A 19,131-nucleotide genomic window follows, 5' to 3' on the forward strand; every position below is an offset into this window, starting at 1 on the left:
GTGCGCCCCGCCGTTCCCATTGGAACGCATCGAGGAAATGACCGAACTTATGGCGGGGAGCGGAACCATGGGCTTTTGAACAACGTTCTATGCTTGCCGGGCTGCCGGAGGACTTCCGGCGGCAATGCGGCCGGTTGAGGGAGCGAACCCCCTTGTCCCCCGCGGAGTTGCTGCTGTACAACACGTTAGACGTTCGGGTAGCCTCTCTTCTTGGGGTGTTGCTGTTTGCGGGTTGCAGCTTTCGTTTTCCTATCAAACCCATTTAAAAGTCTTTCGTCAAACAATAACCAGCCGGGCGGTTTCCACATAGGGGACCGCCCGGTTTTTACATCGCAGTCTGTCTTTTAAAAATTTAACAAAAGCGCTTTTATTCGTTTTTAACGTCCCGCAAGGCCCGCCACTTGCAGCGTCCCAAAGGCCGGGCTTCCCCCGGCCCTTCTCAATTGACGCGCCGCAGTCCACCCGATGGCGCTCAAAGCCCGAATTCCTTCGCATTGGATTGAGCGATGCAGTCCCTCGAAACCACTTGAAAAATCACTTGAAACACCCGCAAGGCCCGCCGTTCGTAACGTCCCAAAAGCCGGGCTTCCCCCGGCCCTTTTCAATTGACACGCCGCAGCCCGCCCGATGGCGCTCAAAGCTCGAATTCCTTCACATTGGATTGAGAGATACAATCCCTCGAAATCACTTGAAAAACCACTTGAAACACCCGCAAGGCCCGCCGCTTGTAGCATCCCAAAGGCCGGGCTTCCCCCGGCCCTTTTCAATTGACACGCCGCAGCCCGCCCGATGGCGCTCAAAGCCCAATTCCTTCGCATTGGATTGAGCGATGCAGTCCCTCGAAATCACTTGAAAACCACTTGAAACACCCGCAAGGCCCGCCGTTCGTAACGTCCCAAAGGCCGGGCTTCCCCCGGCCCTTCTCAATTGACGCGCCGCAGTCCGCCCCGATGGCGCTCAAAGCCCGAATTCCTTCGCATAGACTACGGCTCCATGGAGCACTGGAGCGTCCTCGCGCAACTTAACTGCCAAAAAATTTGCCGGGGGCATCCCGTTTGGGACTTCTACACCGAACGAATTGGCTGGAATATAGCCCAAACGCGGATAATACGTTTCACTTCCCAACACCAGTGAATACGAGTACCCCAGTTTTCTGGCGATCCGGTGCCCTTCCAGGACCAAGGCAGTTCCAATCCCCTGTCGTTGGAAGCGGGGCAGAACGGAGAGCGGGGCCAGCGCGAGTACCGTCTCAAAGCCGACCATCGCCTCTGTAAATAGAATATGGCCGGCGATTTCGCCGTCCCTCTCCGCTACCAAAGAGAGTTCTGGCACAAACGCTCGGCTCTTGCGCAGGGCGGCAACCAAATCCTGTTCATTTCCGTCACAATGTTCCGCCTGCGCAAACGCTTGTTTCACAAGGGCATAAACGATTTCGTAATCCTCTTTTGTCTCCTGTCGAATCCATGCCATGGGCTATTCTCCTTTTCCTACTCATGCTCTGTATTCTGTATAGACGAACAATGTTTCCCCCATATACAGATATCCGAACCAACGTCAAGCATGTCCCTTTCGATTTTCCTGCCCTCTGCCTCTATGGTAGGAGCCAATGGGACTATGCTATCACAGCCTGACCCTATTTACAAGGTAGCGTATCCTTTGAGGTCCTTTAAATTGGCTTTACCAGGATATTTTGCCCCCTACAGCACCCAAAAAGTGAACGATTTCATGCGTTTTCGTGACTTTTCTTGCAACCTGTGGTATGCTGATGAAAAAGTCTGTCGGGAAAAAACGCTGTGGGGCAGGCGTCCATCGGGACGAGGCGCCGCAGGGCGCGCGGATTAGGAAAGCCGCCGTTCCACGATCGATCGTTCCATTGGGAAGGACCGGTACAGGTAAGGGGACGATTCTCGCTGTGCGAACGCCAACAGGCACGGCGCCGTGCGCCTGTTTTACCGGACGGCAATTTGGAGGGAAAATGGAATGGAAAATGAACAGCAAATCGGCCCATTTGCGGCATTTGTACTGTTGAGCAGTGCCACTTGGGATGTAGAAAAGTGCCGGACAAATCTCGCTGAGGACTGGGGGATCGCATTTTCCGACGATGCTTGCGATCGTTCACGAGGCAACCTGGTCTTTGACGTGGATGGTATGACCGTAGTAATCGGCCTAATGACCACACCGGTGCCTGGCGGCGAGGCAGAACACAATGCAGCGACCAACTATCTGTGGCCCGATGCGGTAGAGACGACGAAGAAGCACCGTGCTCACCTCTTGGTGGCGGTGTTGGGCGGTGGTCACAAGGCTTTGGAGATTGGGACCCTTTGGGTCAAAATTGTTGCGGCCTGTTGTAAGCAGGACAACGCCCTGGGGGTCTATGCCTGTGGAACCGTCTTTGAACCAAAGTATTATCTTGCCGCCTCACAAGCCATCCGGCAAGGGGAACTTCCGATTTACAACTGGGTTTATTTTGGACTTTACACGACCGACGCGGGTACCAGTGCCTACACCTATGGATTGAAACCCTTTGGCAAGGACGAGATGGAGGTGTTGAATACCCAAGCGCGCCCCAGTGACCTGCGGGATTATCTCTTCGACCTGGCGTACTATGTACTTTCCGAGGATGTCCGCCTAAACGAAGGCGAAACGATCGGCTTTTCGGAAGAGCAGAAGTTGCCGATCATCCGCAGCGAGAGCGCCGTGATGGACGGTATGACATTGAAAATTGGCTATCCAGAGGATTACAGTTCCCATTAAGGGGTTCAGGGAAGTTCTCACGCAGGATTCAAATTGTTTCGCTCTCCGGCGGGAAAGTCCCCACTCCTGCAAATGCCGCGTCTCGCCGGAAATTCCCGGAAGTGCAAAGAGCCGTGCCGCGCTCTGCGCTGGAAAGCGCGCCCGGTATGCGTGCCTCACCGCTTTCCAGCTTCCCGGGCTGTGCCCTTGCAGTGCGAACCACTTTCTGCGCGGCCTCTGTCGTACATCGTGCGTCCACTGGGAAAGCCCTTCCCCAGCTCTGCGGCCGTTTCGCCTTTTCTCCGGAATTTCGCGGGTGCTTCTTCACACTTTCCATTAAGGAATGGATTTATTCCTTTTCTGGACTCCCACTCCTGCAAACGTCGCGTCTCGCCGGAAATTCCCGGAAGTGCAAAGAGCCGTGCCGCGCTCTGCGCTGGAAAGCGCGCCCGGTATGCGTGCCTCACCGCTTTCCAGCTTCCCGGGCTGTGCCCTTGCAGCGCGAACCACTTTCTGCGCGGCCTCTGTCGCACATCGTGCATCCACGGGGAAAGCCCCTTCCCCAGCTCTGCGGCCGTTTCGCCTTTTCTCCGGAATTTCGCGGGTGCTTCTTCACACTTTCGGTACAGCACATAAAAACGCCTTTGGAACAGGCAAGCTCTGCCCGTCCCAAAGGCGTTTTTGCAAGGGTTCTTTTTTCCCACAATTTCCTTTTAAAGCTTTTCGATCCAGAATTTCGAAAGGGTCGCATGCAGCAAACGGGTCTTGTCCGGACGATTCATCAGGTAAACTTTCCGGACCTCCTGAAATGGCTTGAGCGCCAGCATGTCAAATGGCGTATCGGTTGCAGATCCGCCCTGCTTCGCAACCAATACTTCGCTCAACACAATGGAGCCGTTGTCGTTTACCACCGTTCCGTTAAATAGTGCTGTAGCAGCATCGTTGCATGTGATGTCCATAGACATATGGGTCATGTTGAGCATGTACTGGTAATCGTTGTATAGGCCGCCGTGGTCGCTGTCGCGCTCTATGCGCAGTTGCGCAGCCGTAGGACTGTTGTAGTAGCAGTCCAGGGTGACGGTCCCTTCCCCGTCCACCGTTTGGAAAAAACGCGAGCGATCCCATGTGCTGGCAAATTCGGAATACTCCAAGTGCATTCGGAACCCATTTGGGCAGTCGCCCAGATCAAAGCCCTGGATGGTCACCAACTCTTCGGATGAGCCGGAGTCGATGGTCTTGAGCCCTCCCTCGACAAATCCGGAGGACGTGTCCCAAGCAAAGCCCTCTAGGGTACACACCGCGTTCCCAACCGAGTCGGTCACCTGCGGATTGTCGTTTGAACCGGCGGTAAAATCGAAATAGCAGAGGTACTCCGGTTCCTTTTCCGCCGTCACCGGGATGTGCAACGCACAGTTGTTCCGGTCGAGCGTGAAGGTGAGTGTGCCATTCCCCTCCTCCGTTGCGGTCACCGTAACCGTTGTTCCCGAAGTGGATACCGTGCCTGCTAGTCCGTCGAGCTGTGCTGTATAGTCCTTCTCCGCATTCGCCGTACTGGGGACATACGAGAGATGGATTTCCTGCGCTTGTCCCACCAGAAGCTCCAATTGGGAGACATCCGCCGTGATGGATTCCGGCACGATCTTCTCCGGCACTGCACGGGTGGAGAATGTGACGGTATCGGAAACCGTTTCTTCGCCGCGCACGCCTTCCACGCGGTACTCCTCGGATGCATCCTCGAATACAACCGCATCAAACTCCCATACACAGCCGCACCTGGTGGGGGCGTCCATGGTCTGAACCGCCTCCCCGTTGCGAAAGAGGGTGAGGGTCTCGCAGTTTGAATAGACTTTCATCCGGATGGAATCCGTCTCCCTCTGGGAGAACCGGCGGCTGGTGATGTAGCAGACAGGAGCCTCTGACCACGCAGCTTGATAGAGATAATAGACGTCCTTTTTGGTCTGCCGGTCGCGGGTTACCAGCCCTTTGTCGTTGAGGTGGGGAGTGCCGCCCTCGTTGCGGTTATCCGATGCAAAGTCGTACAGAGCCCACACGGCGGTGTAGAGCAGCCAGGGGCGCGCCTGTATTTGTTCCAGGTACGCTTCATGGAACAGATTGGCGTATTCCTCATCGTGCCGTGCACCGCCGGAACCGGTCTGTGTGGTCTGCATCGGGTTGTCCGAATGCGTGTGGGGATTGTTGCCTGCGCCATACTCGCCGACCGCCCAAGGAACTTGCGTTCCAGCGCGGTAGGTATCCATCTCCGTCCCGAACTCTTCAAAGACGCCGCCATACCAGCCTTTATATTCATTCATAGCGATGAAATCCGCCTGCCAGTCTCCGGGCTTGGAACCGTCAAAGGTCGGCCCATAGGCGGTAAAGCCCACATAGCGGGTGGGGTCCAGTTCCTTCGCCATCGCGTAAAATGCATTGTTCCATGCGACCGCCTTTTCTGCGGAAAAGCCGCCCTGCGGGCTGCCGCCGGAACTCCAATGCGAACCGTTGAGTTCATTGGAAAGGCCCCAGAATACAATGGACGGATGGTTGTAGTAGTTTCGAATCATACTGCGCAGATTTTGCTCGATGCTGTCGAAGTATGCATCGGAGGCGTCGGGCCCCAGGTGATTGACCCACGGGATTTCCGTCTGTACGATCAACCCCAGCGCGTCGCATCGTTCGAACGCATAGGCATCGTGTGGATAATGGGCGAGGCGCACGAAATTGCATCCCAGCGCCGCAAGGTCGGCGTAGTCGGCGTCGAATTGTTCCTCCGTCAAGGCGGACATCGCGCCGGGATAATCCTGATGCAGCGCCACCCCGCGGAGGGGATAGGGGCGGCCGTTGAGCAGGAACCCCTGCTGTGCATCCATCGAGAAGAAGCGGAATCCAATGCATACGCTCTGTTCGTCCACCCGATCGGGCGCAAAAAGCGCAACCTTGACCGTATAGCGGTAGGGGTCCTGAATGCCGTCCCAAAGGTGCGGTTCGGTGATTTGCCCCGTGTAGGAGACATCCTGAACTGTGTGGGCCGGGACTTCCACCGGGATGGTTTCACCGGCCACAGCGTTCCCCTGCGCGTCGTACACCGCTACGGCGACCGCCGCATGGATGGCACAGCCGGACCGGTTGTTGACCGCTGTATGAACCGTAAAGGCGGCGGCCTGCCGGGAGACCTCCTCCGGGGTCACGTGCATCCGATCGACGCCGTACGCCTGCGGGTCAAGGGAGGCCCGTCCGACGCGGCAGAGAAAGACCTTCTCATGAAGCCCATTGTTAAAATTGAAGTCCGCAGAGACGGGGATTCGCTCTTCGGACGGAGTGTTGTCGCAGACGATCAAAAGTTCGTTGTTTCCTTGGCAAAGGTATGGGCTGATGTCCACAAGATTGGGCGTATAGCCGCCGGGATATACAGAACACAGATGGCCATTGACATAGAGTTCGCTGGCCTGCCCGGCCGCATGGAATCCGAGTACAAAGTCGATGGCTGCTTGTTCCCGGCCGACAAAGAGGGCTTTTCGGTAATAGGTTTTGCCGCGGTACATGGAGCCGCTCATCCCATCGGACGCATTGCAGGTGTGTGGGGCGCTGATGGTCTGCCAGTCGGAACAGTCCTTTGAAAAATCCCATTCCCCGCTGAAGTCCACGATTTCACAGGGCACAGCGCTGCGGCCGAACATTTCCTCTACCGCGTCGCGGATGGCCTCTATGCGGGCTTCATACGCGGCAAACTCCGAGGGAAGCGGCGAGGGAACCGCCTCCGCCGGGCCGATGCTGCATCGGACGCGAAGCAGCAGTTGATCCGATTTTTTGACCCGCCCATCCGGGGCGGCGGCGCGCAGTTGTACGTAGACCGCTCCATCGTCCACAAGATACGCCTGCTGAATGGGGACCCGCAACAGCAGGTCCCCATTGAATGGTTCGGGTTCTACCGCCCAAATATCCTTCTGTTCCTTGCGCTGTACATCCAAAAAAAAGCTCCATCCTTCATACTCTAAGCCGTTCATCCGAATGTACAGCGTGCGGACCCCGTTTTCCCCTGCATAACCGATGTCGCAATCCGCATCTGTCGCAGTAAACGTCCAATCCTCGTTTAAAAGAATCATTTTGTTCCTCCTTTATCGATCATCAGGGCGATTTTTGTCTTTTCATCGAGCGCATTGCATCCACGGCGCCGTTGCTGGCCAAACTGACCAAAGCCGCATTCAGCGGCACCAATGCCCAAACGGTCCAAGGTTGAGCCCATCCACCCGTGGCAGCCGTCGTGACCACCAGCAGAACCACCGCGATGATGTAGCTGAGCCATTGTGTTGGCAGCTTCCCTACGATATTTTTAAGCATCTGTGTGAACAGACCCGTACAGGCGGTTGCGCCCGCAAACGTTGTAAGTGTGCCCCAGCTCCAAAAGCTCTCCAAATCCATACAAACACCTCCTTTCACAAAAGCAGGGTTAAAAAGGCCCCCACAAGGCCTGCCGCCACAGCGCCGATCGCTGCACCCACCAGCTTATCCCACCACTTTCCCGGCCGTTTGGTCAGAGCGCTGACATTTTGCTTGATTTCCCGGATGTCCGCTTGTACGCCGGTGACCTCCTGTTGCGTGGCGGCCATTGCGGTGGCAAGATCGTGTATATCTTTGATGTCACTCTCCAAGCGGTCCAGACGATGATGTGCAGACCGGGCGCTGTCCAACGCTTGGATGGCAAGATTGTTTTCCTGTTCCATGTATGTGCACCTCCTTATACAATTTGGGCGACAAACCGTTTTACGGGGCGCCCGCCGGGCACAGTAGTGTAGATACCGGAGGCGTCGCCGGGCTTGCCGATCGGCACAATCGCCGCCAGCTTGTCCGCGCCGCGATTGATCGGCACGATGGTCACCACGTCGCCCGTACCCGCTGTCACAATGAGCTGGTTTGCATTTGTCCCACTGAACTTTGCGGTGTAAAAGTCCCCCCGTTTGATCGAAACCGTGCCGCTCGTATCGCTCCTGATCTCCACCTGCCGTAACCCCTCTAAGATCGCATCATAGGGGAATTGGGCGCCCGGGCAATTGGGTTTAGTCACCGGATTGATTTCACAGTGTCCTATAATATATTCCCGCGACACGGGAATGGTGACGCCGTAGAGGCGACGGACCTCGGCAATGATGTAGCGGTGCAGTTCAATGCTCGCTGCAAGCTGTTCCGCAGTGAGTTCTCCGCCGCTCACGCAGACGTGTTCAATGCTGATGGTGTAATAATTGGCGTTGGTGCAGCGGTTTCGGACAGTTGCCAGTGCCGATCGGCCATAATAGCGGCTGTCCGACGGCGTTGTGCTGGTCCCATTGGCCCAGGCGGCGCGGTCAAGCGCCACCAGCTGATACACGGTGCCGTCCTTGTCCACAACAAAGTGGGCCGATACTTCCCGCGCAGGGTCGCAGAGCACAGCGAGTGCGCCCGCTGCCGAGCTGCCCGCGGTGATGTGGTTGACAATCCGATCCGGTTTCCAGCCGTACCGGCTCCCGTGATTGGGGCTTGGATGCTGTTGAATGGTCATGCATGTTCCTCCCTGTGTTTGATAACGTTTCGCCGCCCGCAGTGCTGCAAGCAGCTGAATGTATAGATCACTGCGCATTTGGCGCAGTTGTATGGTGCGGCGGTCCTCCTCCCTGCACGCCGCAAGACGGGCATTCAGGGCGGCGATCTCCGCCTGATACTGTGTAATGCTCTCTTCGAAAATAGTCCTCACCTCCAAAGCCGAACTTTAGTTCTTTAAAATCGCGCACGGCCGCGCGTTTTTGCGCCTCTGACAGCTGAACCTGGGCGAGTGCCTGTTCGTGTAACTGGATGGCCTCTTGCTGCGTGGTCTGCAAATATGCAGCGAGCTCCTTCCAGGTTTCTCCCAACAGATAACGCCTGCCCAAGACTATCTGAAGCCGTCTGTCCGGCACGGTCTTGATGGCGTCGACGGCCTCCTGTTTGACCGCAAGCAGCTCGTCAATCTGTCGGTTGATCTCCTCATCCATAGCGCGATAATGGCGTAGCGCCTGGCCGGTCATTCCCTGGATGCGTATGGCACAGGCGCGCCAAATGGACTGGATCTCACACAAGCGGTCGATCCTGCGGTCCACCCGGAGGTAATGCTCCAAAAAAATCCTCTTTTCCTGCATCTCCAATGGTGACTCCTCCCTTTTCTGTCGTTGTCCCGCACATGATTCCACCGTTTTTTTCATACAATACCGTTAAAGGAGTTGATGTAATGAAAATCCGATGGAAAATGCTGATTCTTCAGCTGGTCATCAGCCTGGGCGTTGCCGGACTATCCGCCCTTTCCACCATGAATTCCATGGAACTCTATCAATCGCTCAACCAGCCGCCGCTTTCCCCGCCGGGATGGCTTTTCGGTGTGGTCTGGACGATCCTGTTCACACTGATGGGTATCTCCGCGTATCTGGTATCGGTTTCAGACTCCAAGGATAAAACGCCCGCACTGCGAATCTATGGTATTCAGCTGGCGGTCAACTTTTTCTGGTCCATCCTGTTTTTCTGCTTACAAGCCTATTGGTTTGCATTTGTGTGGCTGATTCTTCTGTGGGTGCTGATTCTCGCCATGATCGTGTCGTTTGCAAAGGTGTCCTTCCCTGCTGCAATGTTACAGATTCCTTATCTGCTCTGGGTCACCTTCGCGGGGTATCTCAGCCTAGCGGTCGCTTTGCTCAATTGACGGCTGTTTTCCCTTTTCAAAAGGCTGCCCGCACTGGCAGGCTTTCGGAAAGGGCAATCCGCCGGCCGGCCGGATTTCATTCAACCGCCTGGCAAAGCCCGATCGGTTATTCGCAGGTATCCGCACTCGTTCCCGCCAGGAAGTCCGCCATGTGCTTTGCACAATAGGCGTGCCGGATCTCGCCGCAAAGCCTTTCCTCCAACCCGCCCTGATCGGTCAACATACTGCGTACCAATGCTGCGCGGTCCCGTCCGGAGAGCTGTTGCCAAAAAAACTGGGCAAAATCCTCCGCACGCGACCCGCTGCACGCATACGCCGTTTCCCATCTGGCCTGGCAATCCCCGCAGATCTCCTGCCCGCCCGTTTCTCGCAGGGAGTCCTCCGGCACAACGCGCCGGCATACGTCGCATCTCCCCCAGCCGATTGGCAGATAGCGCTCCGGTCCTTCGCACCGGTCGCGCTGCTGCTGGGCGGTTGCAAGCCCCCAGATCATGAATCCCTCCCGAGCAGCCAGTCCACAGATACATACAGCGCATCCGCCAGCGCCACCAGTTCAAAATCCAGAACCTGCCGCGTCTGCCGCTCCATATTGCACAGGCATGTGGGATGCATCTCCACACCGCTCGCGTGGACACGCTCCAATACCTCCTGCCTGCGCATTCCCTGTGCAATCCGAGCCAGTTTGATTCGTTTTCCCGCTAGATTGTTGATCCGTTTCATCCCGAATCCCCCCTGATCTTCCAATGTATTCGGCTGTGCATGGGCGGCGCTCTCCTGACCGGTCGAGTTTCGTTTTGCGGACAAAAGGCGCCTTTCGCACGGTCCAGTCATATTTTCCTTCTGCGCATTGCTTTTGCGTAAAAGAAATCTTATTAGTACGCTACCAGTATAGTACGTTTGTTCGCAAATTGCAAGAGGAAATCGAAAATTTGTTCCTAATTTTTTGTGAAAAAAACTGGCCTGCTATATGCGGCCAGTTTCTTTCTTTTCTATTGTGGGAATGAGGCGCGGCTTCTTTGGCGATAGCCGCCCCTTTTTCTGAAGATCTGTGCAGGGCGATAGCGGGCGGACGCCGGCCGCAAGGTTGCGGCAAAAGGGGAAACGCACGGCTATTCCCCTCCTTTCAGACAGCACCTGCCCACCGGATATCGCCTGCCCCCTAACTTCCCAAAAGTCTGCTGCTGTAACGGAACGGGGACTTTCAACGGCTGTCGCTCTTGCGCGCCCCTATACCCATCGGGTTCCAAAGCGCCAAACTCCCTATTAAAACGCCCGGCGTGTTGCCTTTTACCGCCTGCGCCCATCGGGTTCCACACACCGGAACCCAGCGCCAGGGCCTTTCGCTTTACGTCTTTTCCAAAGCCTTGTCCATAGCGGCCTTGACCGTCAAAGTGCGGCGGTGACGGTTGTTTTCGGTCAATATCTCCCGAATCTGCCGGTTCGTAAAGCCGATCTCTTCCTGGAACGCCCGGGCAGAAACGCGCAGCGCCCCATGCCCCAAGATGATGAGCTGTTCCGCTGCATCGGAGGTAGCCACCCGGACGCGGTATTTCTTCGCAATCTCATAGGTAGCTTTTTCGATATAGGCGTCCGCGGTCTCGGCCTCTTTGGTATATACCACATAGATGTTGTGGTAGCGGCTGACTTCGCCCAAACCGCCCGGAACCTTGTAGGCGTCAAATACCAATATCACCTCGCATTTGTGAAAACCCTGGTAATTGCTGAGCAAGTCCATCAAGACCTGGCGGGCTGCATCGAGGTTATCCTTTGCGAGATCCTTGAGTTCGTCCCAGGCAAAGATGATGTTGTATCCATCCACCAGCAAAAACTCCGGCCGTTCGTCCCGCGGGGGAACCGGCCAGAGCTCGGCTGCACCCGCTGCTTCACGTTCTGAGCGAGGGCGGATGGACCGCGGCTTGATGGCTCCATAGGTGCGTTCAAAGATGGTTTGCAGTTCTTTGTCCTGCTCCAAACCTCCTGAATACACCACCGCCTGTGGAATATGAGCGGCAGACGCCTGCGTCTGTCCCGGCGCGTTCCAATCGAACCCCTCCAGATGCATGTGCTCGCGCACCTGGTCCCACTTCACCACAAAGCCCGCGCCATGGCTGCAAAAGACCGAATCCGCGGGGTTGTCCAGATCCTGCTCGCTGTTGTAACCAATGGCCTCGATGACCTCGTCGGGGTTGTGGCACACTTCATAGCCTTTGAGCGTACAGAAAAGCCGCCCCTGCCCGCGGGTGTATGCGGCGACCTCCGCCGCATAGTCGCGCATATTTGCCACCGGCGCCGAGCCGGTCAACACCACGTCACTCCCCGCCGTCTCCGGCGGAGAAACCGTCCCCGCCATGCGCTGTACATCCGACATCGCGCGGCCCACATAGGCAGCGGGCATTTCCAGCCGGAAATCATACCATGGTTCCAACAAAAGGCTTTTTGCACACATCAATCCCTGCCGCACCGCTCGATAGGTGGCCTGCCGGAAATCTCCGCCCTCCGTGTGCTTTTCATGGGCGCGGCCAGCTATGAGCGTGACCTTCATGTCTGTAATGGGGGAACCGGTCAGTACGCCCCGGTGCACCCGTTCCTCCAAATGGGTAAGAACCAGCCTCTGCCAGTTGCGGTCCAGCATGTCCTCGCTGCAATCCGTGCCGAATTGCAGGCCGCTGCCCCGCTCGCCGGGTTCCAGCAGCAGATGAACCTCTGCATAATGGCGCAGCGGCTCAAAATGGCCCACCCCTTCCACCGGCGCGGCGATCGTCTCGCGGTACACAATGTTCCCGGCGCCGAAGTTTACATCCAAGCCGAAGCGTTCCCGGATGATCCTCTGCAAGACCTCCATCTGCACGGCGCCCATGAGTTGAATATGGATTTCACGCAACTGTCCATTCCAGACGATATGCAGCTGAGGGTCCTCCTCCTCAAGCTGGCTCAACTTCTGCATAGCGGTGTGCGGGTCATATCCATAGGGCAGCAACACCTGATAAGTCAAAACCGGCTCCAAGATGGGCGAATCCGAGGAAAACTCTGTGCCCAGGCCTTCTCCGGGATAGGTCCGGCCGAGCCCCGTCACTGCACAGACCGTCCCTGCGGGGACCTCATCCACCGCCTGAAATTTCGCGCCGGAATAGATGCGAATTTGATTGACCTTTTCCTCCCAGATCTTTTCCTCCGGCAAACTCGCCCGGCGGTTGCTCAAAAGCGCCCGCACTTTTAGGCTTCCACCAGTCACCTTTAAATACGTCAGGCGGTTGCCCTGCGGGTCCCAGGCAACCTTATAAACTTTCGCGCCAAACGCCTCTGGATACGCAGGGCAGCGCGCATACCGCGCCAAGCCCTGCAAAAAGGCGTCTATGCCGTCCAGTTTGAGCGCCGAACCGAAAAAGCACGGAAACAGCCTGCGCCGCGCGATCAACCCGGCAATCTCCTTGTCTGCAATTCGCCCATTTTCCAGATATTGATTGAGCGCGTCCTCATCGCACATGGCGACGCTCTCCCAAAATCCTTCCCCGTATGCCCCGCTGAAGTCCACACAGCTGCTGTCCAGGCGCTCCTGCAACTCGGTCAACAGTGCGTTGCGGTCCGCTCCATCGAGGTCCATTTTGTTGACAAATAGGAACGTTGGAATCCGATACCGCTTGAGCAGATGCCAGAGCGTCAGGGTGTGCCCCTGCACGCCGTCAGTCCCACTGACGACCAGGATTGCATAGTCCAGCACCTGCAATGTCCGTTCCATCTCGCTGGAAAAGTCCACGTGCCCGGGTGTGTCAAGCAGTGTAATCTCCCAATCCTCCAACGGCAGGATTGCCTGCTTGGAAAAAATGGTAATTCCTCGCTCCCGTTCCAGGGTATCCGTGTCCAAAAAGGCGTCCTGATGGTCCACCCGCCCGAGCTTTTTCAAACATCCGCAGCGATAGAGCATCCCTTCCGAGAGGGTGGTTTTTCCTGCGTCCACATGTGCCAGAATCCCAACGGCCAATTTTCTCATGAATCCATTCTCCAATATGATTTAATCTTGCCGGCTATACACAGGCGACGCCCTGCCGTATGCGCATAGCCGGGAAATTTCCGCGCGACCGCTATGGTGGGGAACACCCGCCAAGCTCCGTCTTACAGAGTTGCCATTCAAGGATGCAAACTTCTTGAGCCATCCAAAAAGCCCCCGCCTCAGCCCCAAAATCAGAACCGAAGGCGTTCTGTCCTCCTTCAAACGTAGAACCGCGCGGCTTTGCAGAGCATGTTGCCGCGCCCCATCCATTCTGCCGTCGGGAATGGCAGACTTTTGCCGTCCCGCTTTCGTTTCCAATGTAAAATGATTATAACACATTTCGTCCCCGGAGAAAATGCAGTAGAGCTCTGATGAAGAAAAATTGCTAATGGCGTTCTCCCGCGCCCGGTAAGACGCCGTCACCCCTCTGGAGCAACCGGATGCATAAGAAGGCCCCCTAAAAGCCCATTACCGGCAGGCGTTTCCAAACGCGTGGAACTGGATTCCCTGGCATCCCTTGCCCCACAGCCCGTAAGCGGGCAACCGCCGTTCAAACGGCAACCTTCCATCATCGAAAGATGGTTGTGGGCAACTCGCTTCATTCGATGCTTGAAGCAAAAGCTTTTTTGCGGGATACCTCCACCGGCAGAACGGGTAAATTTCCTAACCAAAAACGCCATACAGAAGGCCGCAGAAAGGCTGCCTTCCGTATGGCGTCTCTTTAGGGATACCACCCGTTGAAGATCGGTTGTGATGGGAGGGGTTCGACATACTTCACGCGGAATGGCTCCTTAAAATGTCGAATCACGGGAAACCCTTTCCTCAGCAACGGATGTTCTTCACACAGCCTTTAAAAGCCGTGCGCCTTTAAGAATTCCTGAGCTACTTCCCGTTCGGTTCTTTGCAGCTCGTCAATCTGATAATTCATCTCCTGCATGGCCTCTTCTGTGAGCAGGGGTCCGAGTTCGTCAAACACCGCCTTGAGTTCCGGATACATCTCATAGATTTCCTCCCGAATCACCGGCACCGGATAATACGGCGGGAAGAAGTCCTGGTCGTCCTCCAAAACCGTCAGGTCGAACTTCCGGAGCAGGCCGTCTGTGGAAAAGGCGTCGATCACGTCGCTCTCCCCGCTCATAATCGCCGTATAGCGCGGAGAGCCATCGATTCCGATCTCCTCTGCAAATTGGAGCCCATATGCTTTTTTCAAACCTGGAAGCCCATCCTCGCGGTTCATGAACTCCAAAGTCGGGGAGATGCGCGCCTGACCGTTGATCTTGGTCAGGTCGCTGATGGTCTGAAGCTGGTGCGCCTGCGCATAGGCGGGCAACACGGCAAGGGTGTAGGTATTGTTGAAGGCCATCTGGTCCAACACGACCAAATGGTATTGATCCTGGAATTCCTCCCGGACGGTTTCGAACACAGTCTCCACATCCGAAACCGGCGGATGCCCCAATGTCTCTGTATAGGCGGTTCCGGTGTACTCGATATAGGCATCCACTTCCCCGCTCTTCATGGCGTTGAACAAAACCTGGGTTCCGCCGAGGTTGGATTTTCTCTGGACGGTGAGATCGGTTTTGGCTTCGATGGCCTGGGAGGCAAGTTCGCAAAGCAAGCGTTGTTCGGTGTAGTTTTTCCCGCCCACAACAATGGTGTCCCCGGTGGGCGTTCCCACCATGCTGCGAATACCCGAAAATGCGAGCAGGCCGGCCAACAGGACCCCACAGGCTGCCAGGAGAATCTTTTGATGGGTGCGGCGCTTTTTGCTGTCCGCGTTGCGCTGGCTGACCGGGGTGACAAATTTTTCCACTTGACCGAGTAGAAAATCCACCAGCAGCGCCAGCAGGCAAGCCGGGATGGCTCCAGCAAGGATTTGAGCATTGTTGACCGTGCTGATGCCGGAGAACACCAGGTAGCCCAGGCCGCCGCCGCCGATAAAGGCCGCCATCGTCATCAAGCCGACTGCGGTCACCGCAGAGATGCGGATACCCGCCATCATCACCGGAAGCGCCAGCGGAATTTGTACTTTAAAGAGGATTTCCGGCTTTGTCAGCCCGATTCCCTTCGCCGACTCCATCAATTCGGGGGAAATCCCCTGTATGCCGGTGAATGTATTCTTCACGATCGGCAACAGGGAATATAGCACCACCACAATGACGGACGGCAGAACGCCGATCCCAAGAAACGGGATGGCAAAACCGAGCAGCGCCATACTGGGCACCGCCTGAATCACGCTTGCAATGCCCAACACCAGCTTGTTCAACCCCTTTGTATAGCTGATGAGCAGGCCGAGCGGTACCCCGATCACAATCGCCAGCCCAACGGCCAGGCAGGTCAACTGGATGTGGTCCAGCAACAGGGAAAGAATCTGTTCCCGATTCTGAACGATGTACGTGAAAAAATCAGTCATATGTGCAGAGCCCCCTCTCCATCCGTATCCAGGAATTGCGTGCTCATGGTGGAGACCAGGCTGCTTTTGGTAATCAAGCCCTCCAATTTTCCATCCGCATCGACGACCGGCATATTGGAGGTCGTCGCGTTTTGCAAGGCCTTTAGGACGCTGATGATGTCGGAATCTGGGCTGGTGGAAAGCAGCGGCGGATGCATAATGTCTTTGACATAGCCGTAGTTGTTTTCCCTCTGGCGGACGTCCTTGGACTGTACCACGCCGAGCAATGTGCGGTTGCGGTCGACCACCATGAGGCTGTCCACCTTATTGGAACGCATCTTTTCCACAGCGCGCACCAACGGGAGGTTTGGCGGGCAACTGACCGGTTCGGTAATCATAATATCCCGCACCTTGATAAAATTGGGCGATTCCCAGATGCGGTGTTTTCCGACAAAGTTGCTCACGTAGTCGTTGCACGGATGTTTTAAGATTTCCTCCGGCAGGCCGTACTGTAAGATCTCCCCCTGGTACATCATGCAGATCTTGTCCGCAATTTTGATGGCCTCCCCCATATCGTGCGTGACAAAAACGATGGTCTTTTTAAAATCCTCTTGGAGGGTGACAAGCTCATCCTGTAGCTGGGACCGCGTCAAGGGGTCTAACGCACTGAACGGCTCGTCCATGAGAATGATCTCCGGGTCTGTTGCAAATGCGCGCGCCACGCCGATGCGCTGTTTCTGCCCACCGGATAGTTCCGTGGGGTAACAATCCAGATACGCCGGGTCCATATTGACCATTTTCATCAGTTCCAGGGTACGCGCAGCAATCTGTGCGCCGTCGCGTTTCTCCAAACGTTCAATCAGCTCGATATTTTGGCGGATGGTCATGTGAGGAAACAAACCGGTGGACTGGATGACATACCCCATGCTCCGCCGGAGGCGAATCACGTTTTCCTCCATAATATCCCGCCCATTGATGAGAATCCTCCCCGTGGTGGGTTCCAAAAGCCGGTTAATCATCTTGAGCGTTGTAGTCTTTCCGCAACCGCTCTCCCCGATCAAAGTGACCAGCTCTCCGGATTCGATGGTAAAATTCAGCTCTTTTAAAATGGGGCGGTTCTCAAACGATTTTGTGACATGTTCAAATTGAATCATAAAGTACCTCCTTTGGATGGGCTATCCATGATTCTATAGGACATATACATAAAGAATTGTATCATACGCTCCATGAAAAACGTGTTAGAATTCCCCGGCTTTTATTAAGACGCTATAAAGGCGGGGGCCAAAAGGGCCTGCATCACAGGAATGGGAACCGTACTGTGCATTTTTTGAGGCCATTCTCAGCAAAAAGAGGGTGTCCCAAAACTACGAATTTTTCGATTCGTAGGAAGGGGCGCCCTCTTTGTGTTTGGAAAAATATCTGCGTTTCTAAAAAAACGAGGGTATCCCTTCCGTCATTTTATGACTTTTGGGACACCCTCCTTCCCCAGTTGTGGGAATGGACCAAAACTTTCAGCCGTCCGTCCTCCCCGAGCCAGCCCCTCCGGTTACCGGCTGAAACCGTCACTGTCCAACTGCCGCTTCCGCAGTACGGTCCGGAACAGCAAGCGCGCGAATCTTTTGTACGGCCTTGACATGTCGGTTGATCCAATTGACGCATTTGCCAACAGCGACAGCGGAGACGACGGTGCCAACCCCCACGCCGTTCAATTTGTGAAAGAAGGCCAACGACAATAAGGCGGCAATCGCGATCAAGGATACATCGAAATAGACCTTGACCGTGCCAAACGTTCGCCGTGTTTTCTTTGAAAGAGCGCGGACAACCCCCTCCCCCGGCACAACCAGGACGTCCGGCGCCACCTCGATGCAGATTCCGAACGCAAGAATCAGGCAACCGATTCCCAAGCTGAGCAGCCGGAGCCAGAGGGCCTGCGGTTGAAAAAAGGACAGCGCCCCCATGCTCAGATCGATCAGACCGCTGAACAGCAGGTTGACCAGAATCTGGAGGAACTGTACTGGGTGGAAATCCCGTTTGAGCAGCAGCACTTGGAGCAAAATAAAGAGCAGGTTGAACAAAAAGGTACACATCCCAAAGCTGATGCCCGGAAATTGCAGGCTGAGTACATAGGGCACGCTGGAAATCTGCGAAGTGCCCAGTGCACTTTTGGTTATAAATGCAATCCCAAAGGAATTGACGGCGACCCCTAGGACAAAATACAGATAACGCAGTGCCAAGCGTTTCATCGGGTCCCCTCCTCCAAATTGGAAAGAATCGTCCGCAGGGTTTGCAGGAACGTTTCCTGCCTGTCGCGAGAAATCCCCCGAAAAGCCGCTTCATCGGTTTGCGCACAGATCTCTTTGACCTTCACCGCCAGCGCCTGCCCTTCCTCCGTGAGATGGATATGGGAGGCGCGCTTATCCAGGGGATGCTCCTTTTTATAGAGCAAATTCTGCCGCTCCATGCGAAGGAGCAGATTGGCAATCGTGGATTTATCGATCACGCATCCCTCGCCGATCTCTTTCGCAATCGCGCCGTCGTGTTCCAGCAGGTATTCCAAAATCTTTGGCTGCCCTGGATACAGCCCCAACGCCAATACCTTTTGGGAGATGGCCTTATTGCTGTAGTGAAACCCGCGCAGGAGTAAAAAATGCAACTCTGCTTCCAACATAATTACGGTTCGTCTCCTATATTTTTTCCAATTCTATCCTTCATTTTCTTCTATTAGTTTTAATTCAAACTATATAACAGTATAAATACATTCAACGGATTTTGCAATACTCTCTGCAAATTTTCTCGAAAACGGACAAACCGGGCTGTTGGGATAACCCAACAACCCGGTTTTCTGCTTTAAGGAAGCTTGTCATATTCCTCCGGGGCGAGAAATTCCAACCATTCGTTGGACGCCCCTTCCGCCGGAATCTCCACCGCCAAGTGCTGAAACCAGCTGTCCCTGGCTGCTCCGTGCCAGTGCTTGACCTCTGGAGGGATGTTCACAACGTCGCCGGGGTGCAGTTCCCGCGCGGGCTTTCCCTCTTCCTGATACCATCCCCTGCCACCGGTCACCAGCAAAATCTGGCCGCCCTTGTGGTGGATGTGGTATGCATTGATGGTCCCCGGCGCAAAGGTTACATTCCCAATGGACACCCCCTGCGTGGTCAATCGGTTTAGATAACATTCGCCGGTAAAGTACGGCGCAAACGCCCGGTTCTCCTCGCCAATGGGAAATACGGCGCCCCCGCCCAACTCCTGTTTCATCCGTTCTTCTTGCATCGTCCTATTCTCCCTTCCGCGGATTTCTTTGGCGAATGCATGCATTCGCTTTTT

18 protein-coding genes are annotated in these 19,131 nt (G+C 55.5%); 2 read left to right on the top strand and 16 right to left on the bottom strand.

Annotated features, from left to right (window positions below):
- Positions 1-957: 957 nt before the first annotated feature.
- The gene (locus B9Y59_RS07450) at positions 958-1,470 is read right to left on the bottom strand and encodes a GNAT family N-acetyltransferase (RefSeq protein ID WP_054323305.1); all 513 of its coding nucleotides are present in this window, start codon (positions 1,468-1,470) and stop codon (positions 958-960) included.
- A 510-nt stretch (positions 1,471-1,980) separates the two neighbouring features.
- Between B9Y59_RS07450 and B9Y59_RS07455 the strand changes: the two genes are divergently transcribed.
- Positions 1,981-2,754, top strand: a complete 774-nt coding sequence (locus B9Y59_RS07455; RefSeq protein WP_085532686.1) for a DUF4261 domain-containing protein — start codon at positions 1,981-1,983, stop codon at positions 2,752-2,754.
- Positions 2,755-2,782: 28 nt separating this feature from the next.
- Here B9Y59_RS07455 and B9Y59_RS07460 read toward each other — a convergent pair whose 3' ends face one another.
- The 7 genes from B9Y59_RS07460 to B9Y59_RS07490 form a co-directional block, all read right to left on the bottom strand.
- Positions 2,783-2,992, bottom strand: coding sequence for a hypothetical protein (locus tag B9Y59_RS07460; protein ID WP_143255264.1), 210 nt, complete (start codon positions 2,990-2,992; stop codon positions 2,783-2,785).
- A 77-nt stretch (positions 2,993-3,069) separates the two neighbouring features.
- Positions 3,070-3,279, bottom strand: coding sequence for a hypothetical protein (locus B9Y59_RS07465; RefSeq protein WP_085532690.1), 210 nt, complete (start codon positions 3,277-3,279; stop codon positions 3,070-3,072).
- Positions 3,280-3,446: 167 nt separating this feature from the next.
- The gene (locus tag B9Y59_RS07470; RefSeq protein WP_085532692.1) at positions 3,447-6,833 is read right to left on the bottom strand and encodes a glycoside hydrolase family 2 protein; all 3,387 of its coding nucleotides are present in this window, start codon (positions 6,831-6,833) and stop codon (positions 3,447-3,449) included.
- A 22-nt stretch (positions 6,834-6,855) separates the two neighbouring features.
- Positions 6,856-7,149, bottom strand: a complete 294-nt coding sequence (locus tag B9Y59_RS07475; protein WP_054323310.1) for a hypothetical protein — start codon at positions 7,147-7,149, stop codon at positions 6,856-6,858.
- Between the two features lie 14 nt (positions 7,150-7,163).
- Positions 7,164-7,451, bottom strand: a complete 288-nt coding sequence (locus B9Y59_RS07480) for a hypothetical protein (protein WP_085532694.1) — start codon at positions 7,449-7,451, stop codon at positions 7,164-7,166.
- Positions 7,452-7,465: 14 nt separating this feature from the next.
- Positions 7,466-8,263: an N-acetylmuramoyl-L-alanine amidase gene (locus tag B9Y59_RS07485; RefSeq protein ID WP_158088978.1), complete on the bottom strand. Its 798-nt coding sequence runs from the start codon at positions 8,261-8,263 to the stop codon at positions 7,466-7,468.
- 67 nt (positions 8,264-8,330) lie between these two features.
- On the bottom strand, positions 8,331-8,882 hold the full coding sequence (locus B9Y59_RS07490) for a hypothetical protein (protein ID WP_085532698.1): 552 nt from the start codon (positions 8,880-8,882) through the stop codon (positions 8,331-8,333).
- Between the two features lie 83 nt (positions 8,883-8,965).
- Between B9Y59_RS07490 and B9Y59_RS07495 the strand changes: the two genes are divergently transcribed.
- Entirely contained in the window at positions 8,966-9,430 is a 465-nt protein-coding gene (locus B9Y59_RS07495) for a TspO/MBR family protein (protein ID WP_085532700.1), read from the top strand.
- Between the two features lie 106 nt (positions 9,431-9,536).
- On the opposite strand, the gene B9Y59_RS07500 is transcribed toward B9Y59_RS07495, so the two are convergent.
- The 8 genes from B9Y59_RS07500 to B9Y59_RS07550 form a co-directional block, all read right to left on the bottom strand.
- A complete protein-coding gene (locus B9Y59_RS07500; RefSeq protein WP_085532702.1) occupies positions 9,537-9,923 on the bottom strand; it encodes a hypothetical protein in 387 nt (128 codons plus the stop codon).
- Positions 9,920-10,261, bottom strand: coding sequence for a helix-turn-helix domain-containing protein (locus tag B9Y59_RS07505; protein ID WP_242967270.1), 342 nt, complete (start codon positions 10,259-10,261; stop codon positions 9,920-9,922). Before B9Y59_RS07505 ends, B9Y59_RS07500 begins: the two co-directional genes overlap by 4 nt.
- A gap of 514 nt (positions 10,262-10,775) precedes the next feature.
- The gene (locus B9Y59_RS07515; RefSeq protein ID WP_085532706.1) at positions 10,776-13,418 is read right to left on the bottom strand and encodes a translation factor GTPase family protein; all 2,643 of its coding nucleotides are present in this window, start codon (positions 13,416-13,418) and stop codon (positions 10,776-10,778) included.
- 850 nt (positions 13,419-14,268) lie between these two features.
- Positions 14,269-15,828: an ABC transporter permease/substrate-binding protein gene (locus B9Y59_RS07530; protein ID WP_054323318.1), complete on the bottom strand. Its 1,560-nt coding sequence runs from the start codon at positions 15,826-15,828 to the stop codon at positions 14,269-14,271.
- Positions 15,825-16,961, bottom strand: coding sequence for a betaine/proline/choline family ABC transporter ATP-binding protein (locus B9Y59_RS07535; RefSeq protein ID WP_054323319.1), 1,137 nt, complete (start codon positions 16,959-16,961; stop codon positions 15,825-15,827). The genes B9Y59_RS07530 and B9Y59_RS07535 overlap by 4 nt, the downstream gene beginning before the upstream one ends.
- A gap of 408 nt (positions 16,962-17,369) precedes the next feature.
- Complete coding sequence (locus B9Y59_RS07540; RefSeq protein WP_054323320.1) at positions 17,370-18,050, bottom strand: YczE/YyaS/YitT family protein; 681 nt, start codon at positions 18,048-18,050, stop codon at positions 17,370-17,372.
- Entirely contained in the window at positions 18,047-18,475 is a 429-nt protein-coding gene (locus B9Y59_RS07545) for a MarR family winged helix-turn-helix transcriptional regulator (RefSeq protein ID WP_054323321.1), read from the bottom strand. Before B9Y59_RS07545 ends, B9Y59_RS07540 begins: the two co-directional genes overlap by 4 nt.
- A 179-nt stretch (positions 18,476-18,654) precedes the next feature.
- Positions 18,655-19,077: a cupin domain-containing protein gene (locus B9Y59_RS07550; protein WP_054323322.1), complete on the bottom strand. Its 423-nt coding sequence runs from the start codon at positions 19,075-19,077 to the stop codon at positions 18,655-18,657.
- Positions 19,078-19,131 lie beyond the last annotated feature (54 nt).

This window comes from Anaeromassilibacillus sp. Marseille-P3371, from assembly GCF_900169665.1.
Taxonomy (GTDB): domain Bacteria; phylum Bacillota; class Clostridia; order Oscillospirales; family Acutalibacteraceae; genus Anaeromassilibacillus.

Excerpts from the sequence above, each read along its gene's own strand:
- B9Y59_RS07450 (WP_054323305.1), bottom strand. The coding sequence starts at position 1,470 with ATGGCATGGATTCGACAGGAGACAAAAGAGGATTACGAAATCGTTTAT.
- B9Y59_RS07455 (WP_085532686.1), top strand. The coding sequence starts at position 1,981 with ATGGAAAATGAACAGCAAATCGGCCCATTTGCGGCATTTGTACTGTTG.
- B9Y59_RS07470 (WP_085532692.1), bottom strand. The coding sequence starts at position 6,833 with ATGATTCTTTTAAACGAGGATTGGACGTTTACTGCGACAGATGCGGAT.
- B9Y59_RS07475 (WP_054323310.1), bottom strand. The coding sequence starts at position 7,149 with ATGGATTTGGAGAGCTTTTGGAGCTGGGGCACACTTACAACGTTTGCG.
- B9Y59_RS07480 (WP_085532694.1), bottom strand. The coding sequence starts at position 7,451 with ATGGAACAGGAAAACAATCTTGCCATCCAAGCGTTGGACAGCGCCCGG.
- B9Y59_RS07485 (WP_158088978.1), bottom strand. The coding sequence starts at position 8,263 with ATGACCATTCAACAGCATCCAAGCCCCAATCACGGGAGCCGGTACGGC.
- B9Y59_RS07495 (WP_085532700.1), top strand. The coding sequence starts at position 8,966 with ATGAAAATCCGATGGAAAATGCTGATTCTTCAGCTGGTCATCAGCCTG.
- B9Y59_RS07500 (WP_085532702.1), bottom strand. The coding sequence starts at position 9,923 with ATGATCTGGGGGCTTGCAACCGCCCAGCAGCAGCGCGACCGGTGCGAA.
- B9Y59_RS07505 (WP_242967270.1), bottom strand. The coding sequence starts at position 10,261 with ATGACTGGACCGTGCGAAAGGCGCCTTTTGTCCGCAAAACGAAACTCG.
- B9Y59_RS07515 (WP_085532706.1), bottom strand. The coding sequence starts at position 13,418 with ATGAGAAAATTGGCCGTTGGGATTCTGGCACATGTGGACGCAGGAAAA.
- B9Y59_RS07530 (WP_054323318.1), bottom strand. The coding sequence starts at position 15,828 with ATGACTGATTTTTTCACGTACATCGTTCAGAATCGGGAACAGATTCTT.
- B9Y59_RS07535 (WP_054323319.1), bottom strand. The coding sequence starts at position 16,961 with ATGATTCAATTTGAACATGTCACAAAATCGTTTGAGAACCGCCCCATT.
- B9Y59_RS07540 (WP_054323320.1), bottom strand. The coding sequence starts at position 18,050 with ATGAAACGCTTGGCACTGCGTTATCTGTATTTTGTCCTAGGGGTCGCC.
- B9Y59_RS07545 (WP_054323321.1), bottom strand. The coding sequence starts at position 18,475 with ATGTTGGAAGCAGAGTTGCATTTTTTACTCCTGCGCGGGTTTCACTAC.
- B9Y59_RS07550 (WP_054323322.1), bottom strand. The coding sequence starts at position 19,077 with ATGCAAGAAGAACGGATGAAACAGGAGTTGGGCGGGGGCGCCGTATTT.